This window comes from Micromonospora sp. SD12 (genome assembly GCF_052068495.1).
In the GTDB taxonomy this organism is placed as follows: domain Bacteria; phylum Actinomycetota; class Actinomycetes; order Mycobacteriales; family Micromonosporaceae; genus Micromonospora; species Micromonospora echinofusca.
This window is the reverse complement of the sequence record NZ_JBQHDF010000015.1, coordinates 48,881-67,659: the sequence shown is the minus strand read 5'-3', so window position 1 is coordinate 67,659 and position 18,779 is coordinate 48,881. Positions and strand designations below refer to the sequence as shown.

The window sequence follows — 18,779 nt, the reverse complement described above, 5'->3', positions numbered from 1 at the left end:
CTTCCCGCCACGTTACCAGTGGTCACCGCACTGAGCGCCGCCGGCCACTGACCCCCTGGTCAGCCCGGCGAAATGGGGACAACTCCCCCGGTGATCCCAACGGTAAGGTCACGACCACTTGACCAGTTGTGCCAATCCCCGTACCGTCACGCTCCGTAGCGATCGCTGGGAGAACCCCGAGCAGCACTGGGAGTGTTTAATGCCCTCTGAATACGCCAAGTCTCTGGGCGCCCGCCTGCGCTCCATCCGCCAGCAGCAGGGCCTCTCCCTGCAGGGTGTGGAGGAGAAGTCGAACGGGCGGTGGAAGGCGGTGGTGGTCGGCTCCTACGAGCGCGGCGACCGCGCCGTCACGGTGTCGCGCCTGGCGGAGCTGGCCGACTTCTACCGCGTCCCCGTCTCGGAGCTGCTGCCCGACGGCAGCGGGGTTCGCCACGAGCCCACCAGCAAGATCGTCCTCGACCTGGAGCGGCTCTACGACGAGGCCTCCGAGGACCTGGCCTACGTCGCCCGGTACGCGCGGGCCATCCAGCAGCAGCGCGGCGACTACAACGGCCGCGTGCTCTCCATCCGCGCCGACGACCTGCGCGCGCTCGCGATCGTCTACGACGCCTCGCCGTCCGGCCTGATCGAGCGGCTCACCGAGCACGGTGTGCTGGTGGCCGATCCGCGGGCGTTCTTCGCCAGCTGACCGCGACCACGCGAAAGGGCCCGTGCCGTCCGGCACGGGCCCTTTCTGTCGTACGTGTCGCGTTCCCCACCCGCACCCGCGCCGCCGTCACCCACAGGGTGTGACGCACATCGGCGTGTGACGTGCGCCGCGTCAGCGCGTGGCGTACTCGGCGATACGGCCGAGGATGCCGTTGAGGAAGCGCGGCGAGTCGTCGGTCGACATCTGCCGGGCCAGCTCGACGGCCTCACTGATGGCCACCGCGTCGTCGATCTCGTCGACGTAGAGCAACTCGTAGACCGCGATCCGGGCGAGGTTGCGGTCGACCGCCGGCATCCTGTCCAGCGTCCACCCCTCGGCGTAGCTCGCGATCACCTCGTCGATCCGGTCGAGGTGGGCGGCGACGCCCTCGACCAGGCTCACCGCGTATCCCAGGTGCTCGGGTCGGGGCTTCTCGATCCGCTCGATGTAGCCGGCGAGCACCTCGACCGGCGGGCGGTCCCGCAGGTCGGCCTCGAAGAGCACGTCCAGCGCCCGCTTGCGCGCCTTGCGGCGCGCCGGCATCTGCTGCTTGGGACCCTCGGCCATCAGGCGCGGCCGAGGTAACGGCCGTCGCGGGTGTCGACCTTGATCTTCTCGCCGGTGGTGACGAAGAGCGGCACCTGCACGGTCGCGCCGGTCTCGACGGTGGCCGGCTTGTTGCCGCCGGTCGACCGGTCGCCCTGGAGGCCCGGCTCGGTGTAGGTGACCTCCAGCACGACGCTGGTGGGCAGCTCGATGTAGAGCGGGACACCCTCGTGGGTGGCCACGGTCGCCTCAGCCTCGGGCAGCAGGTAGTTCGCCGCGTCGCCGACGGTGGCACCCGGCACGTTGATCTGGTCGAACGTCTCCAGATCCATGAAGACGTAGTCCTCGCCGTCGGCGTAGAGGTACTGCATGGTGCGCTTGTCCACGGTCGCGGTCTCGACCTTGGTGCCCGCGTTGAAGGTCTTGTCGACCACCTTGCCGGACAGCACGTTCTTCAGCGTGGTACGCACGAACGCACCACCCTTACCGGGCTTGACGTGCTGGAACTCGACGACGGCCCAAAGCTCTCCGTCGAGGTTGAGTACCAGGCCGTTCTTCAGGTCGTTGGTGGTGGCCATTTCCTGCCTTGATCATCAATTGGCGGACAGACCTGGCAAGTCTACTAGTTGCGCCGAACGCCGCTGCCCGGCGCTGCCCGCGCCCCGCCCGCGCTCCCCCGCCGGACGCGGCACCCCCACCGGACGCCGCACGCCGCCATCCTCCCGCGAGGCGTCCCGGCGCTGGTCCCGGCGCTCCCCGGTGCGGCCGGCAACGCGGTTCCCGCAGCGACAGCGCACCGGAACGTCACCCTCCGCAGCCGGATGCACCCGTGACGGATGACCACCCCGCCCCTTTGCTCTGCAGCCACCGACGCACCACTGACGGTCGGTGACATTCCGAGCTGGCGACGATTTCCCTGACGACGGGAAAACCGCAGGTCAATCCGATGGTGCGAATCCGTATGCAGAGCAAAGCGTCTGAAGCGCGGGACGGGTGAGGCGTCCGGACGATTACAGCGGGTAGCGCAGAGTGGTGTGACTCAGTGTTACTGGCAGCCGCGCCGCACAGTCGCCCCGGCGGCAGACGGGCCGAGGCGAAGGCGGCGGCGCCTACCGCCGCCGTCCGACGACCGCCGCCTCATGGGGGTCGCCGCCCTGGGTCGCCGATGCGGGCCGGTGCCCCGGGTCGCCGTTGCACAGTCGCCGCAGTTCGCGAATCGCCGCTCCCGCAAGACCCGCGGCTCGTGCCCAGCACTCACCTCCGCACGGGGTGGCCGGGGCGGCGGGGGCGGGCGTCAAGCGTTGCGGGCGGCCAGGTGGTGCAGGGCCAGGCGGTAGCCGTCGACCCCGAGTCCGCAGATCACCCCGGTGGCCACGGCCGACACCACCGAGTGGTGCCGGAACTCCTCGCGGGAGTGGATGTTGGAGATGTGCACCTCGACCAGCGGCCCGCGCAGCATGGCGCAGGCGTCCCGGACCGCATACGAGTAGTGCGACCAGGCGGCGGGGTTGAGCACCACGGCGGCGCCCTCGTCGGCGGCGGCGTGCAGCCAGCCCAGCAGCTCGTGCTCGGCGTCGGTCTGCCGGACCGCCACGTCCAGGCCGAGTTCCCGCCCGGTCGACTCGCAGAGCGTCACCAGATCCGCGTAGCTGGTCGCCCCGTAGACGTCCGGCTGCCGACTGCCGAGCCGGCCGAGGTTGGGGCCGTTCAGCACGTAGACCTTCACGCGGCCACCTGCCGGTAGGCCGCCTCCAGCAGCTCGTCGTCCGGCCCCTCCAGGATCGCGGGCCGGGCCAGCCCCTCCAGCACCACGAAGCGCAGCTGGCTGCCCCGGGTCTTCTTGTCCACCCGCATCGTGGCCAGCAGTTCCGGCCAGGCCCCCGCCGGATAGCCGGTGGGCAGGCCGAGCGCCGCCACGACCCGCCGGTGCCGCTCGGCGGTGGGAGCGTCCAGCCGGCCGGCCAGCCGGGCCAGCTCACCGGCGTAGACGAGGCCGACCGACACCGCGTGGCCGTGCCGCCAGCGGTAGCCCTCCGCCTTCTCGATGGCGTGGGCCAGGGTGTGGCCGTAGTTGAGCACCTCCCGTACGCCCGACTCGCGCAGGTCGCCCGAGACCACGTCGGACTTCACCCGGATCGCCCGTTCGATCAGCTCACGGGTCACCGGGCCCGCCGGGTCGGTGGCCGCCGTCCGGTCCCGCTCCACCAGGTCGAGGATCACCGGGTCGGCGATGAAGCCGCACTTGACCACCTCGGCCAGGCCCGCGGTCAGGTCGGCCGGTGGGAGGCTGTCCAGCGTCGCCAGGTCGGCGAGCACGCCGACCGGCGGGTGGAACGCTCCCACCAGGTTCTTGCCGGCGGCGGTGTTGATCCCGGTCTTGCCGCCCACCGCCGCGTCGACCATGCCCAGCAGCGACGTCGCCACCGGCACCCAGCGCACCCCCCGCAGCCAGCAGGCCGCGACGAAGCCGGCCAGGTCGGTCACCGCGCCGCCGCCGACGCCCACCACTGCGTCGGTACGGGTGAACCCGGCCTCTCCCAGCCGGTCCCAGCAGGTCGCCGCGACGTCGATGCGCTTGCCCGCCTCGGCGTCCGGCACCTCGATCAGCAGCGGCGTGACGCCGGCCGCGTGCAGCCGCCCGCCGATCGCGTCGGCCAGTTCCTTCAGCGGGTGCGCGTGCAGCACCGCCACCCGCGTCGCGTCCGGCAGCAGCCCGGGCAGCGCCTCGAGCAGGTCGCGTCCCACCAGCACGTCGTACGGGCGCTCGCCGCCGACCGGGATCCGGGTCACCTCGTCCATCGCCGGCAGCCTAGTCCAGCCGCCCGATCGCCGGCGGGAACTGTCCACTTCGTGGCCACCCGATCGCGTGCCGGGCAGGGCCGCGCGGGCCGCCCCTCGGGCGGGATCACCCGGGTGTACGGGCCGCCCAAGCGGCCAGCCTCCGGGCGTGCGCGGCGACCTCGGCGCGCAGGGCCTCGGGGCGTACGACGGTGAACGGCCAGCCCAGCCCCGCGAGCAGCTGGGCCATCCCGGCCAGGCTCTCCGCGCGGGCGCGCAGCAGCACGCCGCCGTCGGTCACGCTCAGTTCGGCCACGCTGGGCGGTAGGCGGCGTCGGGCAGCGGCCAGGTCGGCCTCCAGCAGCACCTCGACGTCGTGGGCGTACGGGACGCGGGCCAGCGATCGGGTCACCTGGGCGACCGGGTCGAAGCCGTCGGGGACGGCGAAGGTCTGCTCCCCCGGCAGCACCTCCCCGATCCGGTCCAGCCGGAACGTGCGCACCTCTCCGCGCAGGTGGTCGTGGCCCGTGACGTACCAGCGGCCGGAGTGGAAGACCAGCCCGTACGGGTCGAGATCCCGGCGGGTGACCGCGCCGGAGGAGGAACGGTGCTCCAGCCGTACCCGGCGCCGGTGCCGGGCGGCGGCGCCGAGGGTGAGCAGCGTCCCGGTCGCCGGCCGGGCCTGCGGCGCCGATCGCCGCAGGGTGAAGCCGAGGTGCTCCTGCACCGCCGCGAGGCGGTCACCCAGCGTGGGCGGGAGCACCCTGCGGATCTTGGCCAGCGCGGTCGCGGTCGCCGGCTCCTCGGTGCCCAGCCCGAGCCGCTCGGCGGCGACCAGGCCGAGCAGCACGGCGACGGCCTCGTCGTCGGTGAGCATCAGCGGCGGCAGTTTGTAGCCGGGACTCAGCCGGTAGCCGCCGTGGCGGCCCCGCTCGGCGGCGACCGGGATGCCCAGCTCGGCCAGGGTCGCGGCGTAACGGCGCACCGTGCGCCCGTCCACCCCCAGCCGGCGGGCCAGCTCCGCCCCGGTGAGCCGGTGGTGGCTCTGGAGCAGTTCGAGCATGCCGAGCACCCGGGCGGCGGGATGCGACACGGACCACTCCTTCAAAGCGGGCGGAAAGCGTCCGGATTCGATCGTACGGTGGTCGCGGACGACGAGAGAGGGAGGTCGCGATGGCGACGTTCGTACTGGTGCCGGGGTTCTGGCTGGGCGGTTGGGCGTGGCGCGACGTGACCACGGCGCTGCGCGGGCAGGGACACGAGGTCCACCCGGTGACGCTGACCGGGGTGGCCGAGCGCGCCCACCTCGCCGGCCCGGAGGTCGGCCTGGAGACACACACGACCGACATCGTCCGGCTGATCGAGGTGGAGGAGCTGCACGACGTCGTGCTGGTGGGCCACTCCGGCGGCGGGCTACCGGTGACCCAGGCGGCGGACCGCGTCGGCGAGCGGATCGCCCGGGTGGTGTACGTGGAGAGCGGGCCGATGCCCGACGGCATGTCGCAGTTCGACAGCAACCCGCCCGAGGAGCAGGAGCGGCTGCGCGCCGAGATCGGCGACGGGCACCTGCTGCCGCCGCCCGCGTTCGACCCGGCGGAGGATCCGCAGAACCTGGCCGGGTTGGATCCCGCCGCGCTCGCGCTGCTGCGGCGGCGGGCCACCGCCCACCCGCTGCGCGCCGCCACCGACCCGGTCCGCCGCACGGGTGGGCGCGCGGTGCCGACGGCCCTGGTGGCGAGCACCTTCCCGCTCGCGGTGGTCGAGGACATGATCGCGCGGGGCCACCCCTTCTTCGCCGGGCTGGCCGGCGGCCGGCTGTACGCGCTGCCCACCGGCCACTGGCCGATGCTCAGCGAGCCGAAGGGCCTGGCCGACGTGCTCGACCGGATCGCCCGCGACTGACGGCCGCTCTCAGCGCTTGAGCAGCGCGGTGATCTCGGCGGCGATCTCCGCCGGTTCCCGCCCGTCGGTGACGACCGTGGCGGTGGCCACCTCGGCGTAGAGCGGGCGGCGCTGGTCCAACAGGTACTTCAGCGTCGCCCGCGGGTTGATCGCCAGCAGTGGGCGGCCCGCGCCGAGCCCGACCCGCTTCACCGCGTCGGACAGCTCGACGGAGAGGTACACCACGGGGTGCCCGACCAGGGCGGCGCGGTTCTCCTCGGCGAGGACCGCGCCGCCGCCGAGGGCGAGCACGCCCTCGCACGAGGCCAGGCCCGCCGCCACCGCCGCCCGTTCGAGGGTACGGAAGTGCTCCTCGCCCTCGTCGATGAAGATCTCGGGGATCGGCTTGCCGGCCAGCCGCACGATGTCCAGGTCGGTGTCGCGGAACTCCACGCCGAGCAGCTCCGCCACCAGCAGCCCGACGGTGGTCTTGCCGGAGCCGGGCGCCCCGACCAGTACGCAGACCGGCGCCATCAGCGGCACCGCCGGCCGGCCGCGCGCCCCGCCCGCCGTCGCGCGCTCACCGGATCACCAGCGCGTCGAGGTAGCCGGCCAGGTTGCGGCGGATCTCGGCGACCGAGTCGCCGCCGAACTTCTCGGTGGCGGCCTCGGCCAGCACCAGCGCCACCATCGCCTCGGCGACGACGGCGGCGGCGGGCACGGCGCAGACGTCCGAGCGCTGGTTGATCGCCGTGGCCGGCTCGCCGGTGGTGACGTCCACCGTGGCCAGGGCCCGGTTGAGCGACGAGATCGGCTTCATGGCGGCCTTCACCCGCAGCGGCTCGCCGGTGGTGATGCCACCCTCCAGCCCGCCGGCCCGGTCGGTGACCCGACGCACGCCGGTGGCGGTGGGGATGATCTCGTCGTGCGCCTCGGAGCCCCGGGAGCGCGCCTGCTGCCAGCCGTCGCCGATCTCCACGCCCTTGATGGCCTGGATGGACATCAGCGCGGTGGCGAGCCGGGCGTCGAGCTTGCGGTCCCACTGCACGTGGCTGCCCAGGCCCGGCGGCACCCCGTACGCCAGCACCTCGACCACGCCGCCCAGGGTGTCGGCGGCCTTCTTCGCGGCGTCGACCTCGGCGACCATCCGGGCGCTGGCCTCCGGGTCGAGGCAGCGCAGCGGGTCGGCGTCGATGCGCTCGGCGTCGGCGGGCGCCGGGCGGAGGCCGGGCTTCGCGGCGACCGGACCCAGCTCCACCACGTGCGAGACGATCTCGACGCCGAGGGCCTGCCGGAGCAGCGCCTTGGCGACCGTGCCGACGGCGACGCGGGCGGCGGTCTCCCGCGCGCTGGCCCGTTCCAGGATCGGCCGGGCGTCGGTGTGGCCGTACTTCTGCATGCCGGCCAGGTCGGCGTGGCCCGGACGGGGGCGGGTCAGTGGCGCGTTGCGGGCCTGGCTGGCGAGCTCCTCCGCGTCGACGGGGTCGGCCGCCATGACCGTGCGCCACTTGGGCCACTCGGAGTTGCCGACGCGGATCGCGACAGGGCTGCCGAGGGTCACCCCGTGTCGGAGCCCGCCGATGACCTCGACCTCGTCCTGCTCGAACGACATCCGCGCACCCCGGCCGTAGCCGAGCCGGCGCCGGGCCAGCTCACCGGCGATCTCCCCGGTGGTCACCTCGACGCCGGCGGGTACGCCCTCCAGCATCGCGACGAGGGCGGGACCGTGCGATTCCCCTGCAGTCAACCAGCGCAACACAGCGGTCAGTCTGTCACGCCCGGTGGCCGCCGCCGTGCGGTGCCCGCCGTGTCCCGCCCTGCGGACGCCACGGTCGGCGGGAAACCGTACGATCAGCGCGGTGCGCCGGGAAGTCTGGTCGGCAGTGACTTCGTCGACCCCGATTCCTGGGAGCCCCGGTGCTGCTCTTCGCGTTCGCCGCCGCCCTGCTGCTGGCGGTCCTGCTCTCGAGCCTGGCCCACCGCACGATCCTGTCCACCGCCGTGCTCTTCCTGGTCGCCGGTTTCGTGCTGGGCCCGGAGACCACCGGCGTGCTGGACATCACCGCCGACTCGCCGATCGTGGCGACGCTGGCCGAACTGGCCCTGTTCACCGTGCTCTTCACCGACGGCATGCGGGTGGGCTGGGCGGACCTGCGCTCGGCGTGGCGGCTGCCCGGTCGGGCGCTGGGCTGGGGCCTGCCGCTGACGCTGCTGATCACCGCGCTGCTGGCGCACTACGTGGTCGGGTTGGGCTGGCCGGAGTCGCTGCTGCTCGGCGCGGTCCTCGCGCCCACGGACCCGGTGTTCGCCTCGGCGCTGGTCGGCAACGACCGGGTGCCCGGCCGGCTGCGGCACCTGCTCAACGTCGAGTCCGGGATCAACGACGGCCTGGCGCTGCCCTTCGTCATCCTGTTCCTGGCCGTCGCGGCCGGCTCGGACGACCTGCACCTGGACGAGCTGGGCCTGGAACTGCTGCTGGGGGTGGTCATCGGGGTCGGGGTGCCGTGGTTGGCGCTGCGTCTGGAGAGGACCCGCTTCTTCTCGGCCTCCACCCAGTACGAGCCGCTGAACGGCGTGGCGATCGGCCTGCTGGTGCTGGCCCTGGGCCAGGTCACCCACGCCAACCTCTTCCTCGCGGCGTTCGCCGCCGGCATCACCGTGGCCACCTTCGGCGAGCGGCAGCGGGAGAGCTTCGAGCACTTCGGCGAGCTGATCGCCGAGGTGTTCAAGTTGGCCGCGCTGCTGGTCTTCGGCGCGCTCATCTCGATCGAGTTCCTCGGCGAGATCTCCTGGCCCGGCTGGGTGTTCGCGGTGCTCGCCATCGTGGTGGCCCGTCCGGTGGCGCTGGCCGTCTCGTTCCTCGGCTCCCGGCTGAGCCGCACCGAGCAGTTCGCCGCGATGTGGTTCGGGCCGAAGGGCTTCGCCTCGGTGGTCTACGGCCTGCTGGTACTCCAGGCAGGCATCCCGGCCGGTGACGAGATCTTCCACCTGGTGGCGCTGACCATCGTGCTGTCGATCCTGGCGCACTCCTCCACCGACATCGTGATCGCCCGGATCTTCGATCCGGCCACGACTCCGGCCTGGTACGAAAAGCTGCGACAGGCTTCGGCCGATCGCCGGGGGCGGCGGCGCGAACGCCGGGTGACCGGCCGCCCCGACACGACCCGCCGTTAGGGCTCCCGCGCCCGAGGGCCTGGCCGGTCCGCGCCGGCCAGTGCCCTCGGGCGACGGCGGGCTCAGATTCCCCGGCCGCGCTTGTGCAGGGTGCGCAGCACCGCGTCGGCGCGGACCATCCGCCCGGCCACGGCGAGGGCCAGGTACGCCCTCGGCTCGCGCGGGTTGCGCCGGATGGTGTGCCGGGCCCAGCGCATCGCGCCCCGCCGGTCGCCGGACGCGGCGCGGGCGAAGGCGATCTGCCCGGTGACCCGCGCCTCGCCGGCCGGCTGTGTGCCGAACTCGGGGTAGCGCTCCAGCAGCCACTGCAACGCCTCGGAGATGGTGTCCCAGCGCTGCGCGAAGTAGGACCGCTTGTGCCAGCGCACCAGCACGTACGGCGTGCGCAGGTTGACCAGCGGCGCGCTGCGGGCGGCCCGCAGCAGGAACTCGTAGTCCTCCGCGTAGCTGCCCGGGATCTCCTCGTCGACCAGCCCGAACCCGTCGCGCAGCGCGGCGGCGCGGATCAGGAAGGTCGACGGGTGCAGCTCCGTCATCCGGTCGCGCAGCAGGTCGGCCAGGGTGACCGAGTCCTTCGGCAGCGCCCGGTCGACGGTGTGCCCGTCGTAGCTGACCCGGATGCCGCAGCTGACGAACTCCGCGTCGGGGTGGGCGGCGAGCGCCTCGACCTGGGCGCTCAGCTTGCCGGGCAGCCACTCGTCGTCGTCGTCGCAGAACGCGACGAGCTCGCCGGTGGCGGCCAGGACGCCGCTGTTGCGGGCGCCGGCCAGGCCCGGGGCGCGCTCGTTGCGGATCACCCGGACCAGCCGTCCCGGGCGGGACAGCTCGGCCAGTGCGGCGTCCGGCTCGGACTGGTCGTAGACCACCACCACCTCGATCGTGCCGGGGTGGTCCTGGTCGAGGATGGCGCGCACGGCGGCCCGGAGCAGCTCCGGACGGTCCCGGGTGGGGACCACCGCGCTCACGCTCGGATGTTCGGTCATCGCCGCTCTCCGTTCCGGCCCGACCGCGCCCACGGCCGCCACCTCGTCCCCCGCCGTCGTCCGGTCGACGCGGCCACCAGGTCCTCCACGATCCGCCCCACCTGCTCGACCGCCGCGCGGCGCGCCTCGGACGCGTCCGGGTCGGCCGCGACGGCGTACCGGGACGGGTCGGCGAGGCCGGCGGTGAGCGCCTCGAACAGCGCCTCCCGGGTCTCGGCGAGCGCCACCATGCCGGCCGCGCCCAGGCGGCGGGCGAACAGTTGCTGGTGGTCGTCGACGTGCTCGCCCCGGGTCGGGTCCCGGGGCACGACGATCGGCAGGTGGCCGTGGCGGCGGGCCTCCAGGATGGTGGCCGGGCCGCCGTGGCAGACCACGAGGTCGGCCTCGGCCATCGCGGTCTGGAGTTCGTCGTGGCCGAGGAAGGGCACCGCCCCGGGCACTCCGGGGGCCCGGGTGTGTCCGTGCTGGACGGTCAGCCCGACGTTCTCGCCGACCGTGGGGTGCCACTCCGCGAGCCAGCCGACCAGCCGGTCGAACGGGTGCTTGTCGGTGCCGACGGCGACCAGCAGTCGGGCCCGGGCGAGTTCGCCGGGGTCGCGCGGGCGGGGCACGCGGCCGGCGGGCGCCGGGCGGGGCCGGCCCGGGGCGACCCGGTGCGCGGGGGCGGTTCCGGTGCTCTCGGCGTTCATAGCAGGGTCCCCACGACGGTGGCCTCCGGGTACTGCCGGCGCTGCTCGTCCCACTGCACGAGCATCGCGGAGAGGAACGGCCGGCAGAGCCGGGCGGTCAGGGTCGGGGTGTCGATGCGGTCGTACACCTCGATGTAGACGGTCGGCACGCGCCGGAGCCGGGCGAGCACCACGAACGGGACGGCCACCCCGGCGCCGGTGGTCACCACGGCGGCGACCCGCCGCGAGCGCAGCACCCGCCAGGCCAGGACGGCGTTGCGCAGCAGGTTCGGCACGTTGCGGGTGGTCGGGTGGTGTGCCGGGACCAGTTCCTCGCCGTCGAGCAGCGACAGCGCCTCGGGTGTGTCGAAGGTGACCCAGCACCGTCGCCAGCGTTCGTACCACGGGCGCAGGGCGAGCAGCTGGGCCAGGTGGCCGCCGCTGGAGCCCACCAGGAGCAGGACTCCGGGCTCGCCGGCGTCCTCGGTTGTCGTTTCCACGCGACTCCCCACACGTTCGCTTGGATGTTCGGTGGCCGCCACGCGACAGCAGATCACACGTCCCCCGGCTGGTGAAATAGGGTGACCGGGCGACAAGTCGATCTCCGCGGGTGGCGGATCTGGTGCGCCGTACCGATGGCCGACATCGACGATCGTGACGACCTGGAGTTTCTCCGTCACCGTCCGGAGCCGGCGGCGGGCCGCTGGCTCCGGCGATTTCGGCGGATCAGCCGCTATGTCGTTTCTCGATGACGTCCAGCAGGGCGGGATGCAGCGCCGCGTTCCAGCCGGCGCCGGCGTCGGCCAGCCGCCAGGTGCGCAACCACATCTCCAGCAGGTAGGCGTCGGCCACCAGCCGCCCGGCCGCCGGCCCGAGCCCCAGCCCGGCGCCGTGCCGGTCGAGGTGGGCGTCGACGGCCCGCGCCGCCACGGCGGCCGGCTCGCCCCGCAGCACCAGGGCCCGCTGGAACGCGTCGTGCGCCAGGTCGAAGCCGAGCGGCACGTCCGGCCCGCTGTGCTCCCAGTCCCAGGCGACGAGGCGGCCGGCGTGCACGCCGAGGTTCCAGGGCACCCAGTCGCCGTGCCAGTGCCCGAACTCGACGGCGGTGCCGCCGTGCCGGTCCGCCAGGGCGGCGACCGCGGCGACCGCCCGGGCCCCGTCCGGCGTGCCGGCGGCGGCGCGCCCGGCCTCGGCGGTGAGCCGGGCCAGGAACGCCGACGCCGCCAGCGGGAGCGGCGGCGCCGGCGGGTCACCCCGGCGGGCCACGGCCAGCAGGGCCGCGATCCGCGGCGGGTCGTCGACCGGCACCCCCCGCACGTCCGGCGGCAGCGGCTCGACCAGCGCGACGACCTGCCCGGCGGCCGTGGTCTCGGCCAGCAGGCGGGGCGCCGCCGGGTGGTCGGGCGCGCCGGTCACCGTCGGCAGCTCGCGCAGGGCCGCCGCCTCGGTGGTCACCAGCGCCCGGGTGGCGCCGTTCCAGCCGATCTTCGCGTAGCCGAGGGCCCGGCCGTCGGGGGCGAACAGTTGCAGGGTGGGCTTGTGGTTCGGGTCCGGCGGGCGGACCCCGCAGGCCGCGTACACCGCCGGTCTCCCGAGCGCGGCGCCCAGCCGCCCGGCCAGCAGCGCCTCGTCGGCGGTGACCGGATCGGGCAGCGACACCGTCAGCCGGGGGAACGGGGCCAGGTCGACCGCGCCGACCCGCGCCAGCACGCCGAGCGCGGCCCGCACCGCCCGCACCTTCGGCGGGCGCAGCGCGTTGTACGCCAGCAGCGAGGCGGCCGTGGCGCGGGGCGCGCCGAGCGGCAGCAGGAACCGGGCCCGGGCGAGCGACGGGACGACCGCGTACCGGGCGACCTCGCGGTGCCCGGGCGGCGGCGGGGCGCCCACGGTCAGGGCGATCCGCTCGTCGCCGAACACGGCCCGGGTGACCCAGCCCAGCCCGTCGCTGCGGGAGCGGGGGTCGGCGGCGTCGGTCGTACGCGCCGTCACGCGGCCCGGTCCGGCCAGTCGAGTTCCAGCCCCAGCCGCTGCCGCAACGCGTCGTTGTGCGGGCGGTAGTACTCGGTCAGCTCGGCGCGTACGGCCGGCTCCAGCGGCGCCGAGCGCCGGTCGTTGTAGACCTTGAAGTCGGGCAGGTCGTGCGGCGGCAGGCCGAGGAAGTCCAGCGTCCGGCGGTAGGTGGACCGGGCGTCGCGGTAGAGGTCCTCGCTGGGCAGGAAGAGGATCTGCTCCCGGTCGAAGCGCTCCAGCCAGGGTTCCAGGTGCTCCAGGTAGCGGCCCCGGGCCCGGTAGGTGTACCAGTCGTACGGCTCGCTGAAGTACTCCGGCTCGGCGATCAGCCGTTCCCGCTCCCCCGCCGTACGCTCGCCCTCGGCGGCCAGCGCGGCGGCGAAGTCGAGCGGCTCGATGCCGTGCGTACGCCGCTCCTTCCAGTGCGAGTACGCCCGCTCCACCGGGTCGCGCAGCAGCACGATGAGCCGCACCGACGGCATCAGCGCGGCGACCCGCTGCGCCGCGAGGGGGTGGAACATGTAGAGCGGCGCCGCCTCGCCGACCCGTACCGGCCCGCCGTGCCGCTTCTCCAGCGCCTCCCGGTGACGCTGGGTGGGAAAGTGCGAGCGGTACCAGGCCTCGCCGCGACGCCAGTGCTCCTCGAAGTAGTGGGAGGACTTGGTGTTCCAGGCCGGGAAGAGCCGGGGCACCAGCGGGTGCTGGATGAGGTAGTTCCACAGCGAGGTGGTGCCGCCCCGTTTGGTGCCGATGATGAGGAAGTCCGGCAGCGGTCGCCGGTCGCTGGTCCGTACCCCGTAGTCGACGAGTGACTCCCGCACCCGCTCCGTCACCTGGGTCGGTACGAGCTGCTTCACCCGGTCTCGGATGGACGGCACGACGACCTCACCTGCCCTTCGTCTCCTCCGGGGCGGGCCCGGTGGCGGCCGGGGCCGCCTCCTGCCGCCCACGGACCTGCACCATGGTCACCCGGATGCGGCGCCGCACCCGGGGCAACGTCAACAAGCCGACGCAGCCGGCGGCCAGCACGCCCAGGGCCACGGCCAGGCCGCCGATCCCCCGGCCGCCGGCCAGCACCCCGATCCCCGCCGCGGCCCCGACCCCGGCGACGGTGGCCGCCCCGGCGCGCAGCATCGCCGCGTCGACCAGGGGCTGGCCGACGACGGCCCGGGCGCAGGCCACGGCGGTGAGGTTCTCGGTGGCGATGCCGAGCGCCCAGGCCAGCGCCGCCCCCGTCGCGCCGTGTGCCGGGATCAGCCACAGGCCGAGCGAGACGGTGACCAGCAGCCCGGCCAGCGTGGCGGCCAGGTGCAGTCCGCTGCGCCCGCCCATCAGCAGCAGGCTCTGTACGTTGCCGACTCCGGTGTTGACCAGCATGGCCAGCGCGAGCACGGTCATCGCGGGGGCGCCGGCGGTGAACTCGGACCCGAAGAGCTGCAGGAAGGCCAACCCGAAGACGGCCAGCAGCAGGTAGACCGGCCAGGACAGCACCAGCCCCCAGGTGGTCAGCTGCCGGTGCACGGCCGCCGCCGCGGCCCGGTCCCCGCGCCCGAGCAGCCGGGACAGCTGCGGCGACACCGCCACCCGCAGCCCCTGCATGGCCAGCTGGCCGGCGAGGATGTAGCGCCCGACCGCGCCGAAGACGCCGGCGTCGGCCGGCCCGGCGAGCACCGACGTGAGCAGCACGCCCACCCACATGTTGCCGGCGTCGATGGCTGCCGACGCGGCCCGGGGCAGCGCGAAGCGCCAGAACGCCGACCAGTCGCCGGGCGCGGGTCGCAGCGCCGCGCCCCGGCCGACGCCGAGCGGGCCGGCCACCAGCGTCAGGCACGCCAGCAGGGCGAGCGCCGCCGGCACCAGCCAGCCGGTCATGCCGGCCAGCAGACCCCCGCCGGCCAGGGCCGCCGCGCCGACCAGCACCGGCCGGGCCACCGGCAGCAGGAAGAACTGCACCCCGACGTACGCCCGGATCGGGCGTACGCAGCGCAGCGCGGCGAGCAGCAGCGTCATGGCCACCACCACCGGCACCGCGGCGAAGCTGACCGTCAGCAGGGCCGTACCGTCGACGCCGGAGCCGCCGAGCAGGCGCGGGGCGAGCGCGTCGGCGGCGAGCACCCCGCCCACGGCGACGACTACCGCCACCAGCAGCGGCGGGACCAGCGCCACCGGGAGCACCCGGGCGGCGTCGCCCCGGGCGCCGAGGCGCCGGCGCGGCAGCGCCCACATCAGCCCGGTCTCCGCGCCGAGGGTGCACACGGCGGTGGCGACGGTGACCACCCCGATCGCGGCGAAGAACGCCCCGGAGCCGACCGTGCCGTAGCCGCGCGTGATGACGACCGCGAGCAGGAAGCCGAAGAGCCCGCTGGTGGCCGCGCCGACCAGCCCGGCGACGCCGCTGCGGACGCTGCGCCGGGTCTCCGTGTCGTCGGCGGGCGGCGCTCCGCCCGGGCCCGACGCGGCGGGCGCGGCGGCCGGGTGGGGGCCGGACGGCCCTCGGGTGGTGGCGGTCATGCGGGTACCGCTTCCGGGCGCAGGGGTCGGGGGCGGTGGAGCCGGGCCGAGGTCTCCCGTTCGGTGAGCGCCATCGCGAAGGCGACCGCGAAGAAGGCGACCGCGAGGTTCTGGTTGGCCATGCCGTAGAAGGGGATCTGCACCAGGCAGACGACCGGCACCACGGCCAGCCACTGCCCGGCGGCGGACGTGGCGCGGGCGCAGATCAGCGCGGCGACCACGAACCAGGCGAGGAAGCACAGCAGCGCGGGGACGCCGTGGCTGAACAGCACCATCCACAGCTGCCCCTGGGTGCCGATCGGCGCCTGGGCGCTGACGGTGTCGACGTTCACCGGCGCGCCGTAGCCGAGCCAGGGCGACTCCCGTACCCGCCGGATCACCTCGACGTAGAGGGAGAGGCGGTCGGTGTTGGTGTCGCTGGACTCCACCCGGTTGCCGATCAGCTCGGTGACCGGGATGAACAGGGTGGTGAGGCTCCCGATGACCACCACCCCGACGATCGACGCGGCCACCCGGACGTTGCCGCGCAGGGCGGCCCGGATGCCGAGCACCGCCAGCCCGGTGCCGAGGCTGAGGAACATCGCCCGGTTGAGCGTGAGGAAGGCCGGCGCCAGCGACAGCGGCAGCGACGCCAGCAGCGCCCAGCGCAGCACGCCACGCCGCCGCAGCATGGTGAAGGCCACCACGCAGGGCAGGGTCATCGCGTACGCGCTGCCGTAGTTGTTGGTGTACGCGAACGGCGCGGCCGGCCGGTAGATCGGGTTCAGCGACCGGGCGCTGTATTCAGCGGTGGTCAGGTGGACCATGTCCTGGATGAACGGGGTGCTGGCCACCCCGCCGGGCAGCAGCACCTCCACCGGGGTGGTCAGCGCGAAGCGGGGCGCCAGCACGCCCAGCCAGCCCAGCGCGACCAGCGCGAACCAGAAGGCGCAGAGCGGTACGAGGACCGCGGCCTGGTCGGGGCGCTCGCGGGCGACCGCGTAGACGTAGACGCCGACCACGAGCGCGGTGAGGTAGAAGGCGAGCCGCAGCGCGAACGTCAGCACCGAGGCCGGCGTCTGCAGCTGGGTGGCGCTGACCACCACGACGGCCAGGAACAGCAGCCAGATCCCGGCGGCCGGGGGCAGCGGCACCCGGCCCCGGATGACCAGCAGCGCGAACAGCAGCGCCCCGAGCAGCGGCCACCCGAGGTAGAACGCGCCGGCCAGCCACCACACCGGCACCATGCCGAACATCAACGCCAGCGGCCAGATCGGCAGCCGCGGCGGGGGCGGCGGCAGGGGCAGCGACGCGGCGCCGCCCGGGCCGCCGGCGGGCTCGGTCGTCGCCGGGGCGCGGGTGACCGGCACGGTTCAGCCTCGGCCGCTACGGGTCAACACGAAGCCGAGCGGGGTGACGCCGGCGGCGCGCAGCCGCTCCACGAGCCGGCGCAGGTCGCCCTGCCGGGTGCGGTCCTGCTCGACCACCACGACCGCCGTGCCCTGCCGGGCGACGGCGACGCCGCGCTCGTCGGACTCCGCGGGCGGCGCGTTGAACAGCACCAGGGTGTGGTCGGCGCCCTGCCGCCACGTGCCGAACCGGACGCTGCCCGCACCCACGGACACGGGGTCGGTGCTGGTCACCTTGCCGTTTCCGGCGCTCGCCGCCGAGGCGACCCGGGGCAGGGTCAGCGTGGCGTCCGGGTCGGTGGACGGGCGGGCGCCGATCGGGTGCGGCGACGGGCGACGGGCCGCTGCCGGCTCCGGCGTGCCACCGCTCTTGCCCTCCGTCGTCGAGCCGGCGGGCCGGGGCTTCGGGACGACCGGGCGGGACGGGTCGGCCGCGGCGGGCAGCCGCTCCCGGTCGCCGAGCACGGTGGTCCGCAGTCGCTCGGCGCGCCCGCTGTCGTCGGCGACGAAGACCTCCCGGCCGACGGCGGCCAGCGCCACCGCGAGGCCGGCGGTGATGGCCGTCGGGTCCTCCTCCCGGGCGGTCAGCAGCGACACCCGGGCGGGCTGGCGCACCCGCTCGGCGATGGCCATCGCCACGTACCGGATGTCGGCGTCGACCGCCTCCTTGCCGCCGCGCCACCGGCGGCTGCGGACCGTGCCGAGCAGGGGCAGCCCGGTGGCGTCGCGGCCGTCGTCGACCGACCGGATCCGCCGGTCCATCGACTCCCAGGCGTACGCGAGCACCACGCCGAGCAGCGTCCCGCCGAGCAGGCCGGCGAGCAGGTAGAGCGGGCCGTTGCCGGCGGTGGAGGCCAGGGCCCGCTCGGCGCTCTGGGTGACCCAGCCGGGGTTGACGTCGACGGCGGCGATCTCGGTGCGGGCGGCGTTGAGCTGGGTGAGCTGGTTGTTGATGCCGGTCAGCTCGGTCACCGCCGCGTCGACGCTGCCCTCGCGGGCGTTGTTGATCCGCTTCTGGAGGGCGGCCTGCTGGGCGGCGACCTTGGCGATGCTCTCGTCGTACGAGCGCAGCATCTCCTCGCGCTGCTTCTCGTACATCGTCCGGCGCACGTCCAGGTAGGCCTGGGCGGCGAGGTTGACGCCCTCGACGGCCTGCTCGGCGGTGGGCGCCTGGTAGACGAAGCGCAGGATCTGCCCGCCGGTGGGCACCTCGACCTCGAGGGCGTCGCGCACCTCGCGCGGGTCCATGTCGCCCGAGTCGGCCAGCCGCTGCACCACGTCGGTGCCCGTGGCGATGCCGCTCTCCACGTTCATGTTCACCGCCCGGTCGGCGGCGGCCCCGCTGGGCGTGAACGCGTCGGTGACGACGGGACGCACCGCCACGACCGCGCTGGCGGTGACGGCGGCAGGGACGAGCACCACGTAGCCGATCGCGGCGAGCAGGCCGACCGCGGCGACGGCGCCGACGAGTCGGATGCGGTGCAGCGGTACGCGCAGCAGGTCGGTCAGCGTGACGGTGCGGCCCGGTGTGCCGCCACCGGCGGGAACGTCCGAGGGCCAGGAACCGGGGGAAGCGTCAGTCATGGAACTTCTTCACCGTCTGTTGTGGATTTCCGGCGACCACGACCCGCGGCGGCACGTCCGTACGGACGACCGTGGCGGCGCCCACGACACTGTCCCGGCCGATCCGCACGCCCTTCATCACGAGGGCGTGCGCCCCGACCCACACGTTGTCCTCGATCGTGATCGGGGCGCGGGTGGCCGGGACGGGCGGGTCGTGCCGCTGCTCTGGTGGCAGGTTGTGGAAGTCGTTGTCCAGCAGCTCGCAGTCCGAGAGCAGGCACCGGTCGCCGATCGTGACCGACGTCCAGGTGCCGATCCAGGTGGCGTTCAACAGGCAGTCGGCGCCGACCCGCACCTCGCCGGGCCCGGCGAAGCGGACCAGCTTGTTGATCCGCGTGCGGTCGCCGATGCTCACCCGTACGCCCCGGCGCAACCGGATCCGGCCGCGGATCTCCACGCCCCGACCCAGCGTCAGCCGGGGATAGCGCAGCGTGTACCAGCCGCGCTTGACCGCGAAGACGGCCCGCACCGCGAGCCCTCTGCGGTTGCCACCCGCGCCGACCAACGACCCTCCCCACGTCGTGCGGGC

General features: G+C 74.4%; 19 protein-coding genes. 3 read left to right on the top strand and 16 right to left on the bottom strand.

Translation table 11 applies throughout. The annotated features are described in order from the left end of the window. Nucleotides 1-199 precede the first annotated feature (199 nt). The gene (gene bldD, locus ACTMS2_RS23210; RefSeq protein ID WP_013285505.1) at nucleotides 200-688 is read left to right on the top strand and encodes a transcriptional regulator BldD; all 489 of its coding nucleotides are present in this window, start codon (nucleotides 200-202) and stop codon (nucleotides 686-688) included. Nucleotides 689-820: 132 nt separating this feature from the next. Here bldD and nusB read toward each other — a convergent pair whose 3' ends face one another. The 5 genes from nusB to ACTMS2_RS23185 form a co-directional block, all read right to left on the bottom strand. Continuing rightward, nucleotides 821-1,231, bottom strand: a complete 411-nt coding sequence (gene nusB / locus ACTMS2_RS23205) for a transcription antitermination factor NusB (protein WP_172896683.1) — start codon at nucleotides 1,229-1,231, stop codon at nucleotides 821-823. A 23-nt stretch (nucleotides 1,232-1,254) separates the two neighbouring features. Next, entirely contained in the window at nucleotides 1,255-1,812 is a 558-nt protein-coding gene (gene efp, locus ACTMS2_RS23200) for an elongation factor P (protein ID WP_441177278.1), read from the bottom strand. A 716-nt stretch (nucleotides 1,813-2,528) separates the two neighbouring features. Further along, nucleotides 2,529-2,960 (bottom strand): type II 3-dehydroquinate dehydratase, encoded by a 432-nt coding sequence (gene aroQ / locus ACTMS2_RS23195; RefSeq protein ID WP_441177277.1) that lies wholly within the window; start codon nucleotides 2,958-2,960, stop codon nucleotides 2,529-2,531. Then, nucleotides 2,957-4,033: a 3-dehydroquinate synthase gene (aroB, locus tag ACTMS2_RS23190; RefSeq protein ID WP_441177276.1), complete on the bottom strand. Its 1,077-nt coding sequence runs from the start codon at nucleotides 4,031-4,033 to the stop codon at nucleotides 2,957-2,959. The genes aroQ and aroB overlap by 4 nt, the downstream gene beginning before the upstream one ends. A 106-nt stretch (nucleotides 4,034-4,139) precedes the next feature. After that, nucleotides 4,140-5,105 carry a helix-turn-helix transcriptional regulator gene (locus ACTMS2_RS23185; protein ID WP_441177275.1) on the bottom strand — a complete coding sequence of 322 codons (966 nt, stop codon included), beginning with the start codon at nucleotides 5,103-5,105 and terminating at the stop codon, nucleotides 4,140-4,142. An 80-nt stretch (nucleotides 5,106-5,185) separates the two neighbouring features. Here ACTMS2_RS23185 and ACTMS2_RS23180 point away from each other — a divergent pair, with 80 nt between their 5' ends. After that, on the top strand, nucleotides 5,186-5,914 hold the full coding sequence (locus tag ACTMS2_RS23180) for an alpha/beta fold hydrolase (RefSeq protein ID WP_441177274.1): 729 nt from the start codon (nucleotides 5,186-5,188) through the stop codon (nucleotides 5,912-5,914). Between the two features lie 9 nt (nucleotides 5,915-5,923). Here ACTMS2_RS23180 and ACTMS2_RS23175 read toward each other — a convergent pair whose 3' ends face one another. Both ACTMS2_RS23175 and aroC read right to left on the bottom strand, forming a co-directional pair. Continuing rightward, nucleotides 5,924-6,427, bottom strand: a complete 504-nt coding sequence (locus ACTMS2_RS23175) for a shikimate kinase (RefSeq protein WP_441177273.1) — start codon at nucleotides 6,425-6,427, stop codon at nucleotides 5,924-5,926. A gap of 46 nt (nucleotides 6,428-6,473) precedes the next feature. Next, entirely contained in the window at nucleotides 6,474-7,652 is a 1,179-nt protein-coding gene (gene aroC, locus ACTMS2_RS23170; protein WP_089000974.1) for a chorismate synthase, read from the bottom strand. A 158-nt stretch (nucleotides 7,653-7,810) separates the two neighbouring features. Between aroC and ACTMS2_RS23165 the strand changes: the two genes are divergently transcribed. Further along, nucleotides 7,811-9,067 (top strand): cation:proton antiporter, encoded by a 1,257-nt coding sequence (locus tag ACTMS2_RS23165; RefSeq protein ID WP_441177272.1) that lies wholly within the window; start codon nucleotides 7,811-7,813, stop codon nucleotides 9,065-9,067. A 62-nt stretch (nucleotides 9,068-9,129) separates the two neighbouring features. Here the strand turns inward: ACTMS2_RS23165 and ACTMS2_RS23160 are convergent, their stop codons facing one another. The 9 genes from ACTMS2_RS23160 to ACTMS2_RS23120 form a co-directional block, all read right to left on the bottom strand. Then, nucleotides 9,130-10,050: a glycosyltransferase family 2 protein gene (locus ACTMS2_RS23160; RefSeq protein WP_441177271.1), complete on the bottom strand. Its 921-nt coding sequence runs from the start codon at nucleotides 10,048-10,050 to the stop codon at nucleotides 9,130-9,132. Continuing rightward, a complete protein-coding gene (locus ACTMS2_RS23155) occupies nucleotides 10,047-10,739 on the bottom strand; it encodes a glycosyltransferase (protein ID WP_441177270.1) in 693 nt (230 codons plus the stop codon). Before ACTMS2_RS23155 ends, ACTMS2_RS23160 begins: the two co-directional genes overlap by 4 nt. Next, a complete protein-coding gene (locus tag ACTMS2_RS23150) occupies nucleotides 10,736-11,218 on the bottom strand; it encodes a UDP-N-acetylglucosamine--LPS N-acetylglucosamine transferase (protein ID WP_089000977.1) in 483 nt (160 codons plus the stop codon). The genes ACTMS2_RS23155 and ACTMS2_RS23150 overlap by 4 nt, the downstream gene beginning before the upstream one ends. Nucleotides 11,219-11,444: 226 nt before the next feature. Next, nucleotides 11,445-12,707, bottom strand: coding sequence for a hypothetical protein (locus ACTMS2_RS23145; protein WP_441177269.1), 1,263 nt, complete (start codon nucleotides 12,705-12,707; stop codon nucleotides 11,445-11,447). Then, on the bottom strand, nucleotides 12,704-13,606 hold the full coding sequence (locus tag ACTMS2_RS23140; protein WP_441177268.1) for a sulfotransferase domain-containing protein: 903 nt from the start codon (nucleotides 13,604-13,606) through the stop codon (nucleotides 12,704-12,706). The genes ACTMS2_RS23145 and ACTMS2_RS23140 overlap by 4 nt, the downstream gene beginning before the upstream one ends. 7 nt (nucleotides 13,607-13,613) lie before the next feature. Next, nucleotides 13,614-15,239 carry a lipopolysaccharide biosynthesis protein gene (locus ACTMS2_RS23135; RefSeq protein ID WP_441177267.1) on the bottom strand — a complete coding sequence of 542 codons (1,626 nt, stop codon included), beginning with the start codon at nucleotides 15,237-15,239 and terminating at the stop codon, nucleotides 13,614-13,616. Next, complete coding sequence (locus ACTMS2_RS23130) at nucleotides 15,236-16,474, bottom strand: O-antigen ligase family protein (RefSeq protein WP_441177322.1); 1,239 nt, start codon at nucleotides 16,472-16,474, stop codon at nucleotides 15,236-15,238. Before ACTMS2_RS23130 ends, ACTMS2_RS23135 begins: the two co-directional genes overlap by 4 nt. A gap of 117 nt (nucleotides 16,475-16,591) precedes the next feature. Continuing rightward, on the bottom strand, nucleotides 16,592-18,211 hold the full coding sequence (locus ACTMS2_RS23125) for a lipopolysaccharide biosynthesis protein (protein WP_441177266.1): 1,620 nt from the start codon (nucleotides 18,209-18,211) through the stop codon (nucleotides 16,592-16,594). Continuing rightward, nucleotides 18,204-18,755 (bottom strand): acyltransferase, encoded by a 552-nt coding sequence (locus ACTMS2_RS23120; RefSeq protein WP_089000983.1) that lies wholly within the window; start codon nucleotides 18,753-18,755, stop codon nucleotides 18,204-18,206. The genes ACTMS2_RS23125 and ACTMS2_RS23120 overlap by 8 nt, the downstream gene beginning before the upstream one ends. Nucleotides 18,756-18,779 lie beyond the last annotated feature (24 nt).